Source organism: Castellaniella sp. (assembly GCF_049673105.1).
Taxonomy (GTDB): domain Bacteria; phylum Pseudomonadota; class Gammaproteobacteria; order Burkholderiales; family Burkholderiaceae_B; genus Castellaniella.
Map to the genome: position 1 here is coordinate 213,034 of NZ_JBATXG010000006.1, position 15,181 is coordinate 228,214.

Annotated in this window: 17 protein-coding genes and 1 pseudogene; 13 read left to right on the forward strand and 5 right to left on the reverse strand. The window is 62.7% G+C overall.

From position 1 onward, the window contains the following. Positions 1-3: 3 nt before the first annotated feature. Complete coding sequence (locus WBF69_RS02335) at positions 4-621, forward strand: ABC transporter ATP-binding protein (RefSeq protein ID WP_424260806.1); 618 nt, start codon at positions 4-6, stop codon at positions 619-621. Between the two features lie 32 nt (positions 622-653). Here the strand turns inward: WBF69_RS02335 and WBF69_RS02340 are convergent, their stop codons facing one another. Further along, on the reverse strand, positions 654-848 hold the full coding sequence (locus WBF69_RS02340) for a hypothetical protein (RefSeq protein ID WP_424260808.1): 195 nt from the start codon (positions 846-848) through the stop codon (positions 654-656). 259 nt (positions 849-1,107) lie between these two features. On the opposite strand from WBF69_RS02340, the gene WBF69_RS02345 reads away from it, so the two are divergent. From WBF69_RS02345 to WBF69_RS02380, 8 genes are all read left to right on the forward strand, one after another. Beyond that, positions 1,108-1,704: a DUF6088 family protein gene (locus WBF69_RS02345; RefSeq protein ID WP_424260810.1), complete on the forward strand. Its 597-nt coding sequence runs from the start codon at positions 1,108-1,110 to the stop codon at positions 1,702-1,704. Continuing rightward, positions 1,697-2,131 carry a nucleotidyl transferase AbiEii/AbiGii toxin family protein gene (locus tag WBF69_RS02350; RefSeq protein WP_424260812.1) on the forward strand — a complete coding sequence of 145 codons (435 nt, stop codon included), beginning with the start codon at positions 1,697-1,699 and terminating at the stop codon, positions 2,129-2,131. The genes WBF69_RS02345 and WBF69_RS02350 overlap by 8 nt, the downstream gene beginning before the upstream one ends. Next, a complete protein-coding gene (locus WBF69_RS02355; protein ID WP_424260881.1) occupies positions 2,124-2,684 on the forward strand; it encodes a type I restriction endonuclease subunit R, EcoR124 family in 561 nt (186 codons plus the stop codon). The genes WBF69_RS02350 and WBF69_RS02355 overlap by 8 nt, the downstream gene beginning before the upstream one ends. A gap of 190 nt (positions 2,685-2,874) precedes the next feature. After that, positions 2,875-3,669 (forward strand): exodeoxyribonuclease III, encoded by a 795-nt coding sequence (gene xth, locus WBF69_RS02360; protein WP_424260814.1) that lies wholly within the window; start codon positions 2,875-2,877, stop codon positions 3,667-3,669. A gap of 33 nt (positions 3,670-3,702) precedes the next feature. Further along, complete coding sequence (locus WBF69_RS02365) at positions 3,703-4,047, forward strand: hypothetical protein (protein WP_424260816.1); 345 nt, start codon at positions 3,703-3,705, stop codon at positions 4,045-4,047. Beyond that, positions 4,044-4,706 (forward strand): guanylate kinase, encoded by a 663-nt coding sequence (gmk, locus tag WBF69_RS02370; protein ID WP_424260818.1) that lies wholly within the window; start codon positions 4,044-4,046, stop codon positions 4,704-4,706. Before WBF69_RS02365 ends, gmk begins: the two co-directional genes overlap by 4 nt. A gap of 11 nt (positions 4,707-4,717) precedes the next feature. After that, complete coding sequence (rpoZ, locus tag WBF69_RS02375) at positions 4,718-4,921, forward strand: DNA-directed RNA polymerase subunit omega (RefSeq protein ID WP_424260820.1); 204 nt, start codon at positions 4,718-4,720, stop codon at positions 4,919-4,921. Positions 4,922-4,938: 17 nt separating this feature from the next. After that, positions 4,939-7,203 carry a RelA/SpoT family protein gene (locus WBF69_RS02380; protein ID WP_424260822.1) on the forward strand — a complete coding sequence of 755 codons (2,265 nt, stop codon included), beginning with the start codon at positions 4,939-4,941 and terminating at the stop codon, positions 7,201-7,203. 119 nt (positions 7,204-7,322) lie between these two features. On the opposite strand, the gene WBF69_RS02385 is transcribed toward WBF69_RS02380, so the two are convergent. Continuing rightward, positions 7,323-9,278 carry a SurA N-terminal domain-containing protein gene (locus WBF69_RS02385; RefSeq protein WP_424260824.1) on the reverse strand — a complete coding sequence of 652 codons (1,956 nt, stop codon included), beginning with the start codon at positions 9,276-9,278 and terminating at the stop codon, positions 7,323-7,325. A 272-nt stretch (positions 9,279-9,550) separates the two neighbouring features. On the opposite strand from WBF69_RS02385, the gene ugpQ reads away from it, so the two are divergent. Next, positions 9,551-10,318, forward strand: a complete 768-nt coding sequence (gene ugpQ, locus WBF69_RS02390) for a glycerophosphodiester phosphodiesterase (protein WP_424260826.1) — start codon at positions 9,551-9,553, stop codon at positions 10,316-10,318. Between the two features lie 7 nt (positions 10,319-10,325). Next, positions 10,326-11,180: pseudogene (locus WBF69_RS02395) on the forward strand (23S rRNA (adenine(2030)-N(6))-methyltransferase RlmJ); the annotation flags it as partial. Between the two features lie 104 nt (positions 11,181-11,284). Here WBF69_RS02395 and WBF69_RS02400 read toward each other — a convergent pair. Further along, on the reverse strand, positions 11,285-12,016 hold the full coding sequence (locus WBF69_RS02400) for a pseudouridine synthase (RefSeq protein ID WP_424260883.1): 732 nt from the start codon (positions 12,014-12,016) through the stop codon (positions 11,285-11,287). A gap of 44 nt (positions 12,017-12,060) precedes the next feature. Here WBF69_RS02400 and WBF69_RS02405 point away from each other — a divergent pair, with 44 nt between their 5' ends. After that, positions 12,061-12,669 (forward strand): chorismate--pyruvate lyase family protein, encoded by a 609-nt coding sequence (locus tag WBF69_RS02405; RefSeq protein ID WP_424260828.1) that lies wholly within the window; start codon positions 12,061-12,063, stop codon positions 12,667-12,669. Here WBF69_RS02405 and WBF69_RS02410 read toward each other — a convergent pair. Then, positions 12,608-12,946 carry a P-II family nitrogen regulator gene (locus WBF69_RS02410; RefSeq protein WP_424260885.1) on the reverse strand — a complete coding sequence of 113 codons (339 nt, stop codon included), beginning with the start codon at positions 12,944-12,946 and terminating at the stop codon, positions 12,608-12,610. The genes WBF69_RS02405 and WBF69_RS02410 overlap by 62 nt on opposite strands. An 83-nt stretch (positions 12,947-13,029) precedes the next feature. Between WBF69_RS02410 and argH the strand changes: the two genes are divergently transcribed. Continuing rightward, a complete protein-coding gene (gene argH, locus WBF69_RS02415; RefSeq protein WP_424260830.1) occupies positions 13,030-14,445 on the forward strand; it encodes an argininosuccinate lyase in 1,416 nt (471 codons plus the stop codon). Here the strand turns inward: argH and WBF69_RS02420 are convergent. Further along, entirely contained in the window at positions 14,442-15,179 is a 738-nt protein-coding gene (locus WBF69_RS02420; RefSeq protein ID WP_424260832.1) for a sulfurtransferase, read from the reverse strand. The genes argH and WBF69_RS02420 overlap by 4 nt on opposite strands. Positions 15,180-15,181 lie beyond the last annotated feature (2 nt).

Consider the following 15,181-nt stretch of genomic DNA (forward strand, 5'->3'; position numbering starts at 1 on the left):
GACATGCTACGCATCGACAATCTCAGCAAACGCTACGGCGATCATCTGGTCTTCCAAGGGCTGACCCATCAGTTCCCCCCTGGCTGCATAGCGTTTTGCGAGGAGGACAGCACCGGAAAATCCACCCTGCTGGGCATCGTCGCGGGCCTGATCGCACCGGATACGGGGGACGTATGGATCGACGGCCATTCCCTGACCCTGACGCCACAACAAGCCAAAGCCCGCCTGGCCTGGGTGCCCGACGACTGCCTGGCATTCCCCGAACAGACCGGACGCGGATTGCTGGAACAGATCGCTGCGCAAAAGCGTGTTTCCCTGGACGACACAGCGCTGAATCTGGCGGACCGCCTGGGCCTGACGCCACACCTGGACAAACGCTTTGAACAAATGTCGACCGGCACGCGCCGCAAAGTCTTTCTGACGGCGGCCGCCCTGGGCGACCCCGCCGTCATCATCGCGGACGGCCCCAGTAATGGCCTGGATGCCAAAGCCTGCGCCGTCCTGGCCGAGCAGTTCAGGATCTGGGCCCAGGGCCGCGTCGTGCTGTTCGCCAGCCACGACCGTGAACTGGTGCGGGCCTGCGGGGCGCGCATTGTAGACGTGGCGGCGCTGCTGCGTTAGGCGTCAGCGCTGCCTGAGACCGCCCGTTATGCTTATTTAGCCGGCTTGAACGCGGCGACCGTGAGCTGAGCGGCGACTTCGTCGATATCGTCGATTTCGTCGCCATTGGCCTCGGCTTCTTTCAGGCAATCCCTGATCGCCAGAAACTGCCCGACGACCCTGGCTGCGCGCGCCCGGCTCTTTTTGCTGATTCTGCTTTCTTTGATCTTGTCCTGCGGTCCTGACATACGGGCCTCCGTGTGAATGGGTTGGGGGGAGTATGCCATAAGGGGGGAATGCTGCGGATTGGGGGGGTCATGGGCCTGCGATGACAAGCCATCCCCTACCCTTCGCCAAACTGGCAACAGATCGAAATGCCCTCAACCTGACACAATCCCCAACAGAAGCCGAGCTGGAAATCGGGTAACCCCATTCAAATACAAATCCATAATCTCCTATAAAAATGTCAGAAACTGATGTATAGTTTCTCTGTCAATGAGGTGCCTTATGAAATCGCTGCCCAAAGCCATCCTGAAACACGCGCTATCCCTGCCCGAAGGGGGGGTACTGTCGCCCAAAGAGTTCCTGCACCTGGGCAGCCGATCCGCCGTAGATCAGGCGTTCTGCCGTTTTGCCAAGGAAGGCAAGCTGCTGCGTGTTGCACGGGGCACCTACACAGCCCCCGTCACTAGCCGTTTCGGCTCGCGGGCCCCTGCCCCAGAAAAGATCGTCCATGCGCTGGCCGAACACCATGGCGAAGTCGTCGTGTCTCATGGTGCCAGCGCAGCAAACTCGCTAGGGCTCACACAGCAGGTTCCCATCCGCGAGGTCTATCTCACATCCGGGCGCACGCACAAGCTGCAGCTCGACCACTCTGAAATCCTGGTCAGGCATGCCCCCCGCTGGATGCTGGCCCTGGGCACACGACAGGCAGGGGCCGCCGTCCGGGCACTGGCCTGGATAGGCCCCGGCCTTGTCCAACAGTCACTGGTTTCGTTGCGGCAAACTCTGCCTGCTGCAGAATGGCAGGCACTCGCATCTTCGCGGGCCATGCTGCCTGGCTGGATGGCGCAAGCCATCGGCAAGGAAGCCGCTCGTGGCTGACTCCTTCTTCAGCTTGACTGAACAAGACCGGCGCGAGGCACTGGAATATGGCCGCGCCAAAACGGGGCGGCCTGCCCACCTGCTCGAAAAGGATATCTGGGTCGTCTGGGCACTGGGTGCGATTTTCCGGTCATCGCTTGCAGCGGATCTGACCTTCAAAGGCGGCACCTCGCTATCAAAAGTCTACAAGGTCATCGATCGGTTTTCAGAAGACCTGGACCTGACTTACAACATCCGCAAGCTCATTCCCGACCTGATCGGCCAGCATAGCGATCTTCCCGCCAGCCGTAGTCAGGCCAGCAAATGGACCCAGGCGGTACGGCATCGGCTACCTGAGCGACGAGAACCTGACCACGCTGCAAGCGATCAAAGTTCTGCCCGAACGGACCGTTCAGGACTACCGATCCATCTACAACGACATCCGTGATTGGCAGCGCCGCCAAAAAGACGCTGACGAAGAAGACAAATCCACCATCGACTGGGACGATGTGGTCTTCGAAGTGGATCTGCTAAAGTCCCAAGAGATCAATCTGGATTACATCCTGGAACTGATCTTCGAAAACAACAAGAAGACGAAGGACAAAGCCGCTTTGGTGGAAGACACGCGCCGTGTGATCCGCGCCAGCCTGGGCAATCGCGCCAAAGAAAGTTTGGTGGTCGATTTCATCAATCAGACCGACCTGAACCAGATCGACAACAAAGCCAGCCTGATCGAAGCCTTCTTCACCTTTGCTCAGGCCGAGCAACGACGCGAAGCACAAATGCTGATCCAGGACGAGCAACTGAATGCCGAGGCCGCCAAGCGCTACATCAGCGCCTCACTGAAGCGCGAATTCGCCAGTGAAAACGGCACAGAACTGAATGCTATCCTGCCCAAGATGAGTCCACTCAATCCGCAGTACCTGACGAAAAAGCAAGGTGTATTTCAGAAAATCGCCGCCTTCGTGGAAAAATTCAAAGGCGTGGGCGGCCAGATCTAACGCGGCCCGTCGATTAATCCGCCCCCCGCAACTCCAGCCAAATCTACCACCAGTCACCCGGACGCAACTGCTTCCGGGTGACAGCCCCTCCCCTGTCAGTTCCTGAATCGCTAGAGTGGACCATGTCATGACCGGGCAATACAAAGAGCCATCCTGATACCATACCCCCATTTCCGCTACGCTAAACCCCATGAAACTCGCCACCTGGAACGTCAATTCCCTGAATGTCCGCCTGGGGCACGTCATCGATTGGCTGCAGGCCAATCCCGTGGACGCCCTGTGCCTGCAGGAACTGAAGCTGCCCGACGAAAAATTCCCGCACGCCGCGCTGCAGGACATCGGCTATCACGCCTGCTGGGCGGGGCAAAAGACCTATAACGGCGTGGCCATCATCAGCAAGGCCGAACCGCTGGACGTGCAGCGCAACATCCCCGGCTATGACGACCCCCAGCAGCGCATCATCGCCGCTACCCTGCCTGATCATCAGGGGCGGCCTGTGCGCATCATCAGCGCCTACTGCCCCAACGGCCAGGCCGTGGACAGCGACAAATACGCCTACAAGCTGGACTGGTTCGGCGCGCTGCGGCACTGGCTGGATCAGGAAATCAGCGCTCATCCGGATCTGGCGATTCTGGGGGACTACAACGTGGCCCCGGCGGATGCCGATGTCCACGACCCGGCGGCCTGGGCGGGCGGCATTCTGGTCTCGGACCCCGAACGCGCGGCCTTTCAGGACCTGCTGGACCTGGGTTTGAAAGACACCTTCCGCCTGTTCGACCAGCCGCCGAAGATCTTCAGCTGGTGGGATTACCGCATGATGTCCTTCCGGCGCAACGCCGGGGTGCGCATCGACCATATTCTGACGACGGCGGATCTGACGGCACGCTGCACTGGCTGCGTGGTGGACAAAGAACCCCGTGGTTGGGAAAAACCGTCGGATCACGCGCCCGTGGTGGCCGAATTTGCGCCATCCGACCGTCTATAATTGTAGTAAGTATCAACTACAAATCTCATCCTCATGCCGCTTGACAGCCGATTGATCGCCCACCTGGACCAAGGCATGGTCCTGGACATCACCCTGGAAGACCTGCCTTTCCGCGTCTATGTGGCGCAGCGCCAGGCTGATGTCGAACAGGTGGCGGATCTGGTGCCGGCGGAACAGTTCCAGGGCGAAGGCGATGTGCACGTGGCGGCGATCCACGATGGCGACGATGCGTCGGAACAGATTCAGGACGTGCTGTTCAATCTGAATCCAGGCGATGCCATCGTCTTTCTGTGCACCGGGCCGCAGGCCTACGCGGATGCGCTGGCCGAACTGGGCCAGGCGCCAAGCCCGGATGCGCACGAAGGGGCGCCGCAATGACGACCGACACGCACACCTCGCCGACTGCCGGCAACCTCTTCATGGTGGTCGCGCCCAGCGGGGCCGGCAAATCCAGTCTGGTCAATGCCCTGCTGGCCCAGGACGACACCCTGGGCCTGTCGGTTTCTTGCACGACCCGCGACCCCAGGCCCGGCGAACTCGACGGCGAACACTATCGCTTCGTGTCGACGGATACTTTCCTGGCGCTGCGCGACCGGGGCGACATGCTGGAATGGGCGGAAGTCCACGGGCATTTCTACGGTACGCCGCGCGACCGGGTCGCCCAGGCGATTGCCGGCGGCACCGACATCATTCTGGAAATCGATTGGCAGGGCGCGCGCCAGGTGCGCCAGCACTATCCCCAGGCCATCGGCATCTTCATCCTGCCGCCTTCCATCGAGGCGCTGGAAACCCGGCTGAACAAACGCGGCCAGGACGCCCCCCAGGTCATCGCTCGCCGTCTGCTGGCGGCTGGCGGCGAAATGGCGCATGCGTCAGACTGCGAATATGTTATTATTAATCAAGACTTTAGCGTCGCGTCACAGCAGTTGCAGGCAATCGTTGCCGCTGCTCGTCTACGTTATGCGTCGCAATCCGTCCGCCATGCTGATCTATTCATGCAGCTAGGCATCCGCAAACCTTACATCAACGCTAGCTGATCAGGAAACCTATGGCCCGCATCACCGTCGAAGACTGCCTCGAGCAGATCCCCAACCGCTTTGATCTGACTCTGGCGGCCACCTACCGCGCCCGCGAACTGGCCCAGGGCCACGAATCGCGTATCGACAGCCACAACAAACCCACCGTGACCGCCTTGCGCGAAATCGCCCAGGGCCAGGTCGGCGTAGAAATGCTGCGCAAGGTCCCGACCTGATCGGATAAGGGCGGCTCATGGCGTTTTCCGGCATACGCGGCGCATCATCAGGCCTGCTGGCGGTCCTCCGCAAAGGCCCCAGGCTGCGCCGGCGAAAACCCCATAGCGCCCCGGCCTCGCTGCCCGCCGCTGCGCCCAGCCCGATCGCCTCGCTGGCAGGGCTGCAGCAAATCATTTCCGGCTATCTGTCGCCCCGCGATATCGAACGGGTGCGCGAGGCCTATCGCTTTGCGGATAACGCCCACCTGGGCCAGTTCCGCGAAAGCGGCGAACCCTACATTTCCCACCCCATCACGGTCACGGAAATCTGCGCCGGCTGGAAGCTCGACGCCGATTCCCTGATGGCGGCGCTGCTGCACGACGTGATCGAGGACCAAGGGGTCACCAAACAGGAACTGGCCGAGAAATTCGGCGCCGACGTCGCAGACATCGTCGATGGCCTGACCAAACTGGAACGGCTGGAATACGCCACCAAAGCCGAACAGCAGGCGGAATCCTTCCGCAAGATGCTGCTGGCGATGGCGCGCGACGTGCGCGTCATCCTGATCAAACTGGCCGACCGGCTGCACAATATGCGCACGCTGGACGCCGTCGTGCCCGAAAAGCGCCGCCGGGTGGCCCGCGAAACCCTGGATATCTACACGCCGATCGCGCATCGCCTGGGCTTGAACGCCCTGTTCCGCGAACTGCAGGATCGCTGCTTCAAAGCCATCTACCCGAACCGCTACGACGTCCTGTACAAAGCCATGATGGCGGCGCGCGGCAACCGGCGCGAGGTCATCACCAAAATCGCAGAATCCGTGCGCACCGCACTGCCGGCGGCAGGGCTGGACGCTGAAGTCAGCGGTCGCGAGAAATCCCTGTACAGCATCTACAAAAAGATGATCGAGCAGAAAAAGTCGTTTTCCGACGTGCTCGATATCTACGGCTTTCGCATCGTGGTGCATACCCTGCCGGAATGCTATCTGGCGCTGGGCACGCTGCACCAGCTGTACCGGCCTGTGCCAGGCAAATTCAAAGACTACATCGCCATCCCGAAAATCAATGGCTACCAGTCCCTGCACACCACGCTGATCGGCCCCTATGGCACGCCAGTGGAATTCCAGTTCCGCACCCGGGACATGGACCACATCGCCGAAGAAGGCGTGGCATCCCATTGGCTCTACAAAGAACAGGGCACATCCCTGAACGACCTGCAGAAACGCACCCACCAGTGGCTGCAATCCCTGCTGGACATCCAAAGCCAGACGGGCGATTCCGGTGAATTCCTGGAACACGTCAAGGTCGATCTCTTCCCCGATGCCGTGTATGTTTTCACGCCACAGGGGAAAATCCTGTCGCTGCCGCGCGGCGCCACGCCGGTGGATTTCGCCTACGCCATTCACACCGACGTCGGCAACCACGCCGTCGCCTGCAAAATCAACGGCGATTTCGTGCCGCTGCGCACCGAACTGCACAGCGGCGATGCCGTCGAGATCATGACATCCGCGGCCTCGCGGCCCAGCGCCCAATGGCTGAACTATGTGCGCACCGGTCGGGCGCGCTCTGAAATCCGCCACTACCTGCGCACCGAACGCTACGAGGAATCCGTGGCCTTTGGCCGGCGCCTGCTGAATCAGGCTTTCGACCAGCTGGGCATCCCCTACCCCAAGGACGACGATCCCCAATGGGAACGCCTGGCCAAAGGCTCGGGCGGCGCTTCGCGCACCGAAATCCTGGCTGATATCGGTCTGGGAAAACGTCTCGCCGCCGTCGTGGCGCGGCGCTTCGCGCCCGAAAACGCCATGCTGGAAACCACCGCCATGGCGGTGGACGAATTCAACGCCGTCAGCGGCGCGCCCATCGTCATCCACGGCAACGAAGGCCAGGCCGTGCAGTTGGCGCCGTGTTGCGGCCCGCTGCCGGGCGATGCCATCATCGGCGGCATCCGTCTAGGCCACGGCCTGGTGGTGCACATGGCCGACTGCCCCGTGGCGCTACGCCAGCAGGCAAAAGAACCGGAACGCTGGATTCCCGTCATCTGGGACTCCACCACGGCCCGACACCTCAGCACCCGCCTGGACGTCACCGTCCTGAACGAACGCGGCGTGCTGGGGCGCCTGGCCGCCGAAATCACGGCAGCGGATTCGAACATCACGCAGCTGACCATGCCCGACGAGGCAGCCTCCACCGCCCTGCTGCACCTGACTGTCCAGGTCGACAGCCGGAAACACCTGGCGCAGGTCATCCGGGCGATCCGGCATGTCCCTCAGGTCCAGAAGATCGTCCGGGCAAAAGGATAAAAACTCAGGCATGAAAACAAAGACCGCTTCATCATGAAGCGGTCTTTGTTTTTCCGGCATGAATGACACGCCGGGATCAGGATGGCTGCCCCTGGAGCAGCCCCCTATGGCAACGACGATCAGTTCGATCCGCTGTCACCCTGTTGAATCAGTTTGCGGCCTTCCTCTGTGACCTTTACCCCCAGGGAACGGCGCAGGTCCGTCAGCACGGCCTGCTCTTCGACGCTGCCCCAGACGCGGGCCAACTGAGCGCCCAGGCCGGCCAGCGCGGGCTGCTCGATCGTGCCTGGCTTGACCTGATCCACCAGGATGACGGCATAGGCGTCGGGCAGAGACACCCCGCCATAAGTCGGCAGAGGCTGACGGGGCAACGAGAAGGCCGCATCCATCACGGATTTGCTCAGGCCGGCAGGATCCAGGCGGCTGATCGTAATCGGGTCCAGAAAGCCCTCGGTCGAGGCGGTTTCCTTCAGCTGCGCCAAGGCTTTTTCACCGGCGGCCACTGCAGCGGCTTGGGCCTGTTCGGCTTCCAGTTGCGTCTGGATATGCGCCTGCACCTTGTCCAGATCCGGCACATGAGCCGGCGTCACGGTGTTCACGCGCACCACCACCATCGCATCGGGGGAAATCTCGATCACGCCCGAATTCTGCTTGTCGGTCAGCACCTGGCGGCTGAACAGGGCCTGGCGCACTCGCACATCGCCCAGCATGGCGGCATCCGGGGATGCGGCAGCAGCCTGAGGGCCGGCTTCGTCGGCGCTCAGCAGGCGGTCGCGGGCGATGCCTTGGACCTGCCGCACCTGCAAGCCCAGTTCCTTGCCAGCCGGGTCCAGGCTGGACGGATTGTCGTAGACCAGGCCGGTCAGCTTGGTCGCCATATCGGCGAAACGCTCGGCGGCCAGTTGTCGGCGGACTTCGGCTTCGACCTTGGTGCGGGCTTCGTCAAAGGTTTCACCCTTTTCAGGCTGAACCTCGTTGGCGATGAAGACGTGATAGCCGTCCGGGCCTTTGACCGGGTCGGAAATCTCGCCTTGCTTGAGCGCAAAAACAGCTTGTTCCATGGGCAGCGGCAAGGTGCCGCGCTGGATCCAGCCTAACTGACCGCCATCGCGCGCCGTGCCCGCATCCTGGGATTCCTTGCGGGCCAGATCCCCGAACTGCGAAGGTTCCGTGCGCGCCCGGCGGCTGATGTCCTGGGCGGCCTTCAGCGCGGTCTTGTCGGCCTCGTCCGAGGCCCCGGCAGGCAGCTTGACCAGAATATGGCTGACATTGACCCGCGCCGGGACCACATAACGGGTCTTGTTCTGTTCGTAATAATCCTTCAGCTGAGCCTCGGTGACATCGGACACGCTGGCCACGGCAGCGGCTTCGTCCAGCACCAGATAGTCGGCGGACACCTGCTCGGGCAGGCGCAGATCGTCTTGGTGCGCGTCGTACCAGGCCTTGATGTCCTGGGGCGTGACCTTGACGTCTTTGGCGTAGTCTTTGGCCTGAAACACCCGCAGGCGCACCGTGCGTTCTTCCGTCAGCGCCTGCTTCAGACCATCCAGCACCGGCTGCGGCAAGGCGGCGGTATCGCGCACCGGCCCCAACACGGTATCCAAAGCCAGTTCAGCCCGTTGACTGGCTTCGAAATCCCGGGGGCTCGCGCCAATCGATGCCAGGACCTCGTGGTAGCGGTCAGCGGAAAACTGGCCGTCCACCTGCACCTGCGGCATGGCGGCGATGGCGCGGCGCAGGGTATTGTCCGAAATACTGAAGCGTTCCTGCGTCGCCACGGCGATCTGGATCTTGCGATCGATCAACTGGTCCAGCAAGGCCTGGCGCGCCTGGGGATTATCCAGCAAGGCCGGATCAAAGCGCCCCTGGGTGCTTTCCTGCATCTGCTGCAACTGATTGCGCTGCGCCTGGATGAATTCTTCCTTGGTCACAGACAAGGTGCCGATCTCGGCGATGGCGGGATCGGCAGTCGCGACGGAATACCCGCTGATGCCAAGAAACACAAAGGACGGCACCACCAGGATCAAGAGGATCAACTGCATCAGGCGCTGGTGCGTGCGTATGAAATCGAACATGGGCGAAGGTCCCGCAAAGAATGGCGAACGACAGAGCCGGGGTCATTCGAAACAAAAAAGGCGAACACCGTCGCCCCACCGGCTGAGCAAAGCGACAGCCTGAAATGCCACGCAGTTTAACACTGTGAGGCCCCGGCTGCGTGAGTCGCGCCCATCCAGGCGGCTCTCTGCAAAAAGGATAGAGAGGCCTGCCGAGCAAGAGCCCGTCTGCTGCGCTTCACGGCAAACCGCTAAAATACAAGGGTTTCCTTCATTTCGCCATGCCCATCACCATGACAAGCTCGCATCCTGCCTGGCCCTGGCCCGCCCTCATTGCCCATCGCGGCGGGGGTCGCCTGGCTCCTGAAAACACCCTGGCGGCCATGCGCACCGGCGTCGCCCGCGGCTTTCACATGGCGGAATATGACGTCAAGCTCAGCCAGGATGGGGTGCCTTTCCTGCTGCACGATGACCGGATCGACCGCACCTGCGATGGCCAGGGTCTGGCCAGCGAACTGGACTGGAAAGATCTGGCCCGCTTTGATTTCGGCGCCTGGAAAGGGCCGAATTTCGCCGGGGAACCCGCACCGACCCTGTTGTCGATTGCTCGCTACACGCTGGCAAACGGCATGCACAGCAATATAGAAATCAAGCCGACCACCGGCGTAGAACACGACACCGGCCTGGCCGTCGCCCAGGCAGCCGCCCAGCTATGGGCCGCTGCCCCACTGCCGCCGCTGCTGTCCTCGTTTTCCGAAACCGCCCTGGAAGCCGCCCGCACTGCCGCGCCGGACCTGCCCCGCGCCCTGTTGATCGAAGGCCCGGTGCCGTCGGATTGGCGCGCCCGCATGAACGGCCTGGGTTGCATCGGCCTGAACATCGATACGCGTCACGCCGATCAGGCCGTGGTGCGCGACATTCTGGATCAGGGCGCCACCCTGTCGGTCTGGACCGTCAACGACCTGGACCGCGCCCGCGAGCTGCTTGCCTGGGGCTGCCAGGCGATCTTCACCGACGCGCTCGATCTGCTCAGCGCCGATACTCTGGCCCCGTCCCGCTAGGAAAGCCATGTTCAGCTACCGCCATGCCTTTCATGCCGGCAATCACGCCGACGTCCTGAAGCACGCCATCCTGGTGCAGATTCTGGATTATCTGAACCGCAAGGACACCCCCTACTGGGTGATCGACACGCATGCAGGCGCCGGGTTGTACGCGCTGGACGGCGACTGGGCGGGCCAAAGCGGCGAGGTCACCGATGGCCTGGACCGCCTGCTGGGCGCCGCGCACCCGCCCGCGCTGATCGAGCGCTACCTGCGGGCCATCCAGGATTTCAACCCGGATGGGGTGGCGAATCTGTATCCCGGTTCCCCGTGCCTGACCCTGCATGCCATGCGCCCTGACGATCGCTTGCGCCTGTTCGAACTGCACCCCACCGAAGGCCAGGTGCTGGAAGAAACCCTGCACCATCAAATGAATGCCTCGCGCCGCCAGGTCGCGGTCGCATTCGAAGACGGTTTCACCGGCCTGAAGCGCCTGCTGCCCCCGCCGTCCAGACGCGGCCTGGTCTTGATCGACCCGTCATACGAAAACAAGCAGGACTACCGCTCCGTCCAGCAGGTGTTGCGCGATGGCTTGCAGCGTTTTGCCCAGGGCTGTTTCGCGGTCTGGTACCCGCTGGTGCAGCGCGTCCAGGCGCACGACATGGTGCGCGCCCTGGAACGCCTGCCGGTGGATTGGATCAATGCCAGCCTGACGGTCTGCAAGCCATCCGCCGACGGCCTGGGCCTGCACGGCAGCGGCATGTTCATCGTCAATCCGCCCTGGACACTGGAAGCCGAACTGCGCGATGCCTTGCCCTGGCTGCAAACGACGCTCAAGCAGGATAACCAGGCGAAATTTAGCCTGACGAGCCGCGCCAAGCCTGGGGCCGGAAACCACCGCACCGCGATGGCCCAGGGCCCCGCCGCCGGCGGATCACCCGCCCGACCGGATCGCCCCGCGCGGCCAGCGGCGGGGCGCAGCCCGCATCAGAAGCGCTCGCCTTCGCGCAAATAGCGCCACTGGCCCATGGGCAGATCGCCCAATACGATCTGCCCCATGCGCACTCTTTTCAGACCGACGACCTTCAGACCGACCTGTTCGCACATGCGCCGGATCTGCCGTTTACGGCCTTCGTTCAGAATGAACTGCAGCTGGTCTTCGTTCTGCCAGCGGACCTTGGCCGGGCGCAGCGCCTGGCCATCCAGCATCAAACCGTGGTTGAGCTGCGCCAGACCGCCCGACGACAGGCGGCCTTCGACCCGCACCAGATATTCTTTTTCGATGCCGGAATCATCGCCGATCAATTGGCGGGCGATCCGCCCGTCTTGCGTCAGCACCAACAGCCCCTGAGAATCGATATCCAGGCGGCCAGCAGGCGCCAGACCGCGCAGATGCGCCGGGTCGAAGACGCGGCGCGCCCGATCGGCATGAAACTGGGTATCGGCCCGGATCAGCGAGGCCGCCAGACGATAGCCGTGATCCGCCTGATGCGAGACATAGCCCACGGGCTTGTTCAGGATGATGGTGGCCTTGTCGGTCTGACGGCGGGCCGCCTGGCGTTCCAGCGAAATGCGCGCGTTGGGCATGGCCTTGGTGCCCAGCTCTTTCACGATCTGGCCATCGACCCGCACCCAGCCGCGCTCGATATAAGCGTCGGCCTCGCGGCGGGAACACAGGCCGCGCTGGGCCATTAATTTTGAAATTCGAACGGGTTCCATGATGAAGCGCATTGTAGCGTCCAGCATGTTATCGTGTCGCCCCGATGATGCCCCAAACTGCCTGCCCGCGCGATTGGCGCCCCGAACCGGCCCCCAGCCTGGGCCGCCGGCAGCAGGCGTGGCTGCGCCAGCCGGGTGCTCTGACGGCCGGTTTGCGCCGACTGGGCGAAGTGCGTCTGTTCGTGCGCGACGAAGCCGTGCTGGCCCTGCCCCGCTGCTGGGCGATCGAATCCGGCTTGCAGGCGGGCGCGACGGTCTGGTGGCGTGAGATTCTGATGACGATCGACGACATCCCCTGCGTGCAGGCCTGCAGTTTCACGCCCTGGACGGCCAGCCTGGGGGCCTGGAAGGCCATGCGCGGCCTGGGCAGCCGACCACTGGCCGACATCCTGTATCAAGACCCCCGCATTCTGCGCAGCGCTTTTCGCTTTGGATCCCTGCACACCCGGCGTGCCGATCAGCCCTGGGCGGTACCCAAGATCCACGCGCCCATCGAGGCCCGGCATTCCGTCTTTACCCTGAAAGGGGCGCCACTGCTGGTGGCGGAGTATTTCTTGCCGGCCTTCTGGCTGCTGGCCGAGCAGCCCGGCGCTACAGCACCTCGGCGCCGCTTTCCCCGGTGCGGATGCGGATCGCCTGCTCGACCGGCGTGACGAAGATTTTCCCATCGCCGATTTTGCCGGTACGAGCCGCGCGAATGATGGCCTCGATGACGCCGTCGGTCTGATCGGCGGCCACCACCACATCGATACGGATTTTCGGCAGAAAATCGACCACGTATTCCGCCCCGCGATACAGTTCGGTATGACCTTTCTGGCGACCGAACCCCTTGACCTCGGTGACGGTCAAACCATTGACGCCCAATTCGGACAAGGCCTCGCGCACTTCGTCCAATTTAAAGGGTTTGACGATGGCTGTAATCTGCTTCATGTCGGGTTGCGCCATGATCTCCGGCTTCCGCTGAAAAGCTTTTAATATAGCGCAGGTCGCGCCTCCCTTATAATTTCCGCACTATGCCTAATACCCAGCCCCCCCACAATCAGTTCGACAACAAGTCCCAGGCCTGGTCGGCCCGTTTTTCGGAACCGGTTTCCGACCTGGTCAAACGCTACACCGCGTCGGTGAACTTTGACCAGCGCATGGCCGCCTTCGACATCCAGGGTTCCCTGGCGCACGCCGACATGCTGGCTGCCGTCGGCGTCATCAGCGCCACCGACCTGGCCGACATTCAACGCGGCATGGCGCAGGTCCTGCAAGAAATCCAGGCGGGACAATTCCAGTGGTCGCTGGATCTGGAAGACGTCCACCTGAACATCGAAAAGCGGTTGGTGGAACTGATCGGCGACGCCGGCAAACGTCTGCACACCGGGCGTTCGCGCAACGACCAGGTCGCCACCGACATCCGCCTGTGGCTGCGCCATGAAATCGACCTGGCCATCGATCTGCTGGCCCAATTGCGCGCCCGCCTGGCCGCGCTGGCGCTGGAACACGCCGACACCATCCTGCCGGGTTTCACCCATCTGCAGGTCGCGCAGCCCGTGACGTTCGGCCACCACCTGCTGGCCTATGCCGAAATGTTTGGCCGCGATGCTGAACGCCTGGCCGACTGCCGCCGCCGCACCAACCGTCTGCCGCTGGGCGCCGCCGCGCTGGCGGGCACCAGCTATCCCATCGACCGCGAACGGGTCGCCCGCACCCTGGGCTTCGACGAAGTCTGCCGCAATTCCCTGGACGCCGTGTCCGATCGCGACTTCGCCATTGAATTCTGCGCGGCGGCGGCGCTGATCATGACGCACATCTCGCGCCTGTCCGAAGAACTCGTCCTGTGGATGAGCCCGCGCGTGGGCTTCATCGACCTGGCCGACCGTTTCTGCACCGGCAGTTCCATCATGCCGCAAAAGAAAAACCCCGATGTGCCCGAATTGGCGCGCGGCAAGACCGGTCGCGTGCATGGTCACCTGGTGGCCCTGCTGACCCTGATGAAAGGCCAGCCCCTGGCCTACAACAAGGACAACCAGGAAGACAAGGAAGGCCTGTTCGACACCGCCGACACCATCCGCGACACGCTGACGATCTTCGCCGACATGATCGGCGGCATCCGCGTCAAGGCCGATGCCATGCGCGCCGCCGCCCTGCAGGGCTACGCCACCGCCACCGACCTGGCCGACTATCTGGTCAAACGTGGTCTGCCGTTTCGCGATGCGCACGAAACCGTGGCGCTGGCCGTGCGATCCTGCGAACAACGCGGCTGCGACCTGGCTGATCTGTCCCTGGACGAACTGCGCAGTTTCCACGCAGACATCCAGGACGACGTATTCCAGGTGCTGACGCTGGAAGGCTCGGTCGCCGCTCGCAAGCATATCGGCGGCACCGCACCCGAACGCGTGCGCATCGAAGCGCAACGGGTGCTGGACCAGACGGGGGGCTAAACCGCCGCGACGGCCAGATCCGTCCCCAGCACTTCACGTTCATCGAAGACGAAACAACTGCCCTCGAACCCCGGACCGCCGGTTTCCTCGAAATATTTGAGGATGCCGCCTTCGAGTTGAAAAACATGGTCGAGTCCCTCCTCGGCCATGAAAATGGCGGCTTTTTCGCAGCGGATGCCACCGGTGCAGAAACTGACCACGGTCTTGCCTGCCAGTTCGGCACGGTGCTCTCGCACTGCGGCGGGAAATTCTGAAAATTTCGTCAGCCGCCAATCGATGGCATCGGTGAACGTGCCGGCATCCACCTCGAAACCATTGCGAGTGTCCAGCATGACGACCTCGCGCCCTTCGTCATCCCGGCCCTGCGCCAGCCAGCGCGCCAGAGTCGGCGCATCCACCGCCGGCGCCCGCCCTGCTTCGGGCCGGATCGCCGGATGATTCATGCGGATGATTTCATGCTTGATTTTGACGCGTACGCGCTGGAACGGCACGGTATCGGAATAGCTGTATTTGGCCTGCAAAGGCGCAAAGCGGGCATCCGCGCGCAGCCAGCCCAGAAAGACCTCGATAGCGTCTTTGCCGCCCGCCAGAAAGACATTGATGCCTTCCGGCGCCAGCAGCACCGTGCCTTTCAGATCCAGCGCCACGATCCGGGCCAGGATGCGCTCGCGCAGATCCGGCAGATCATCCAGGGAAACAAACAGGTAGGCGGCAATATTGGTGATGGGCGGCATGA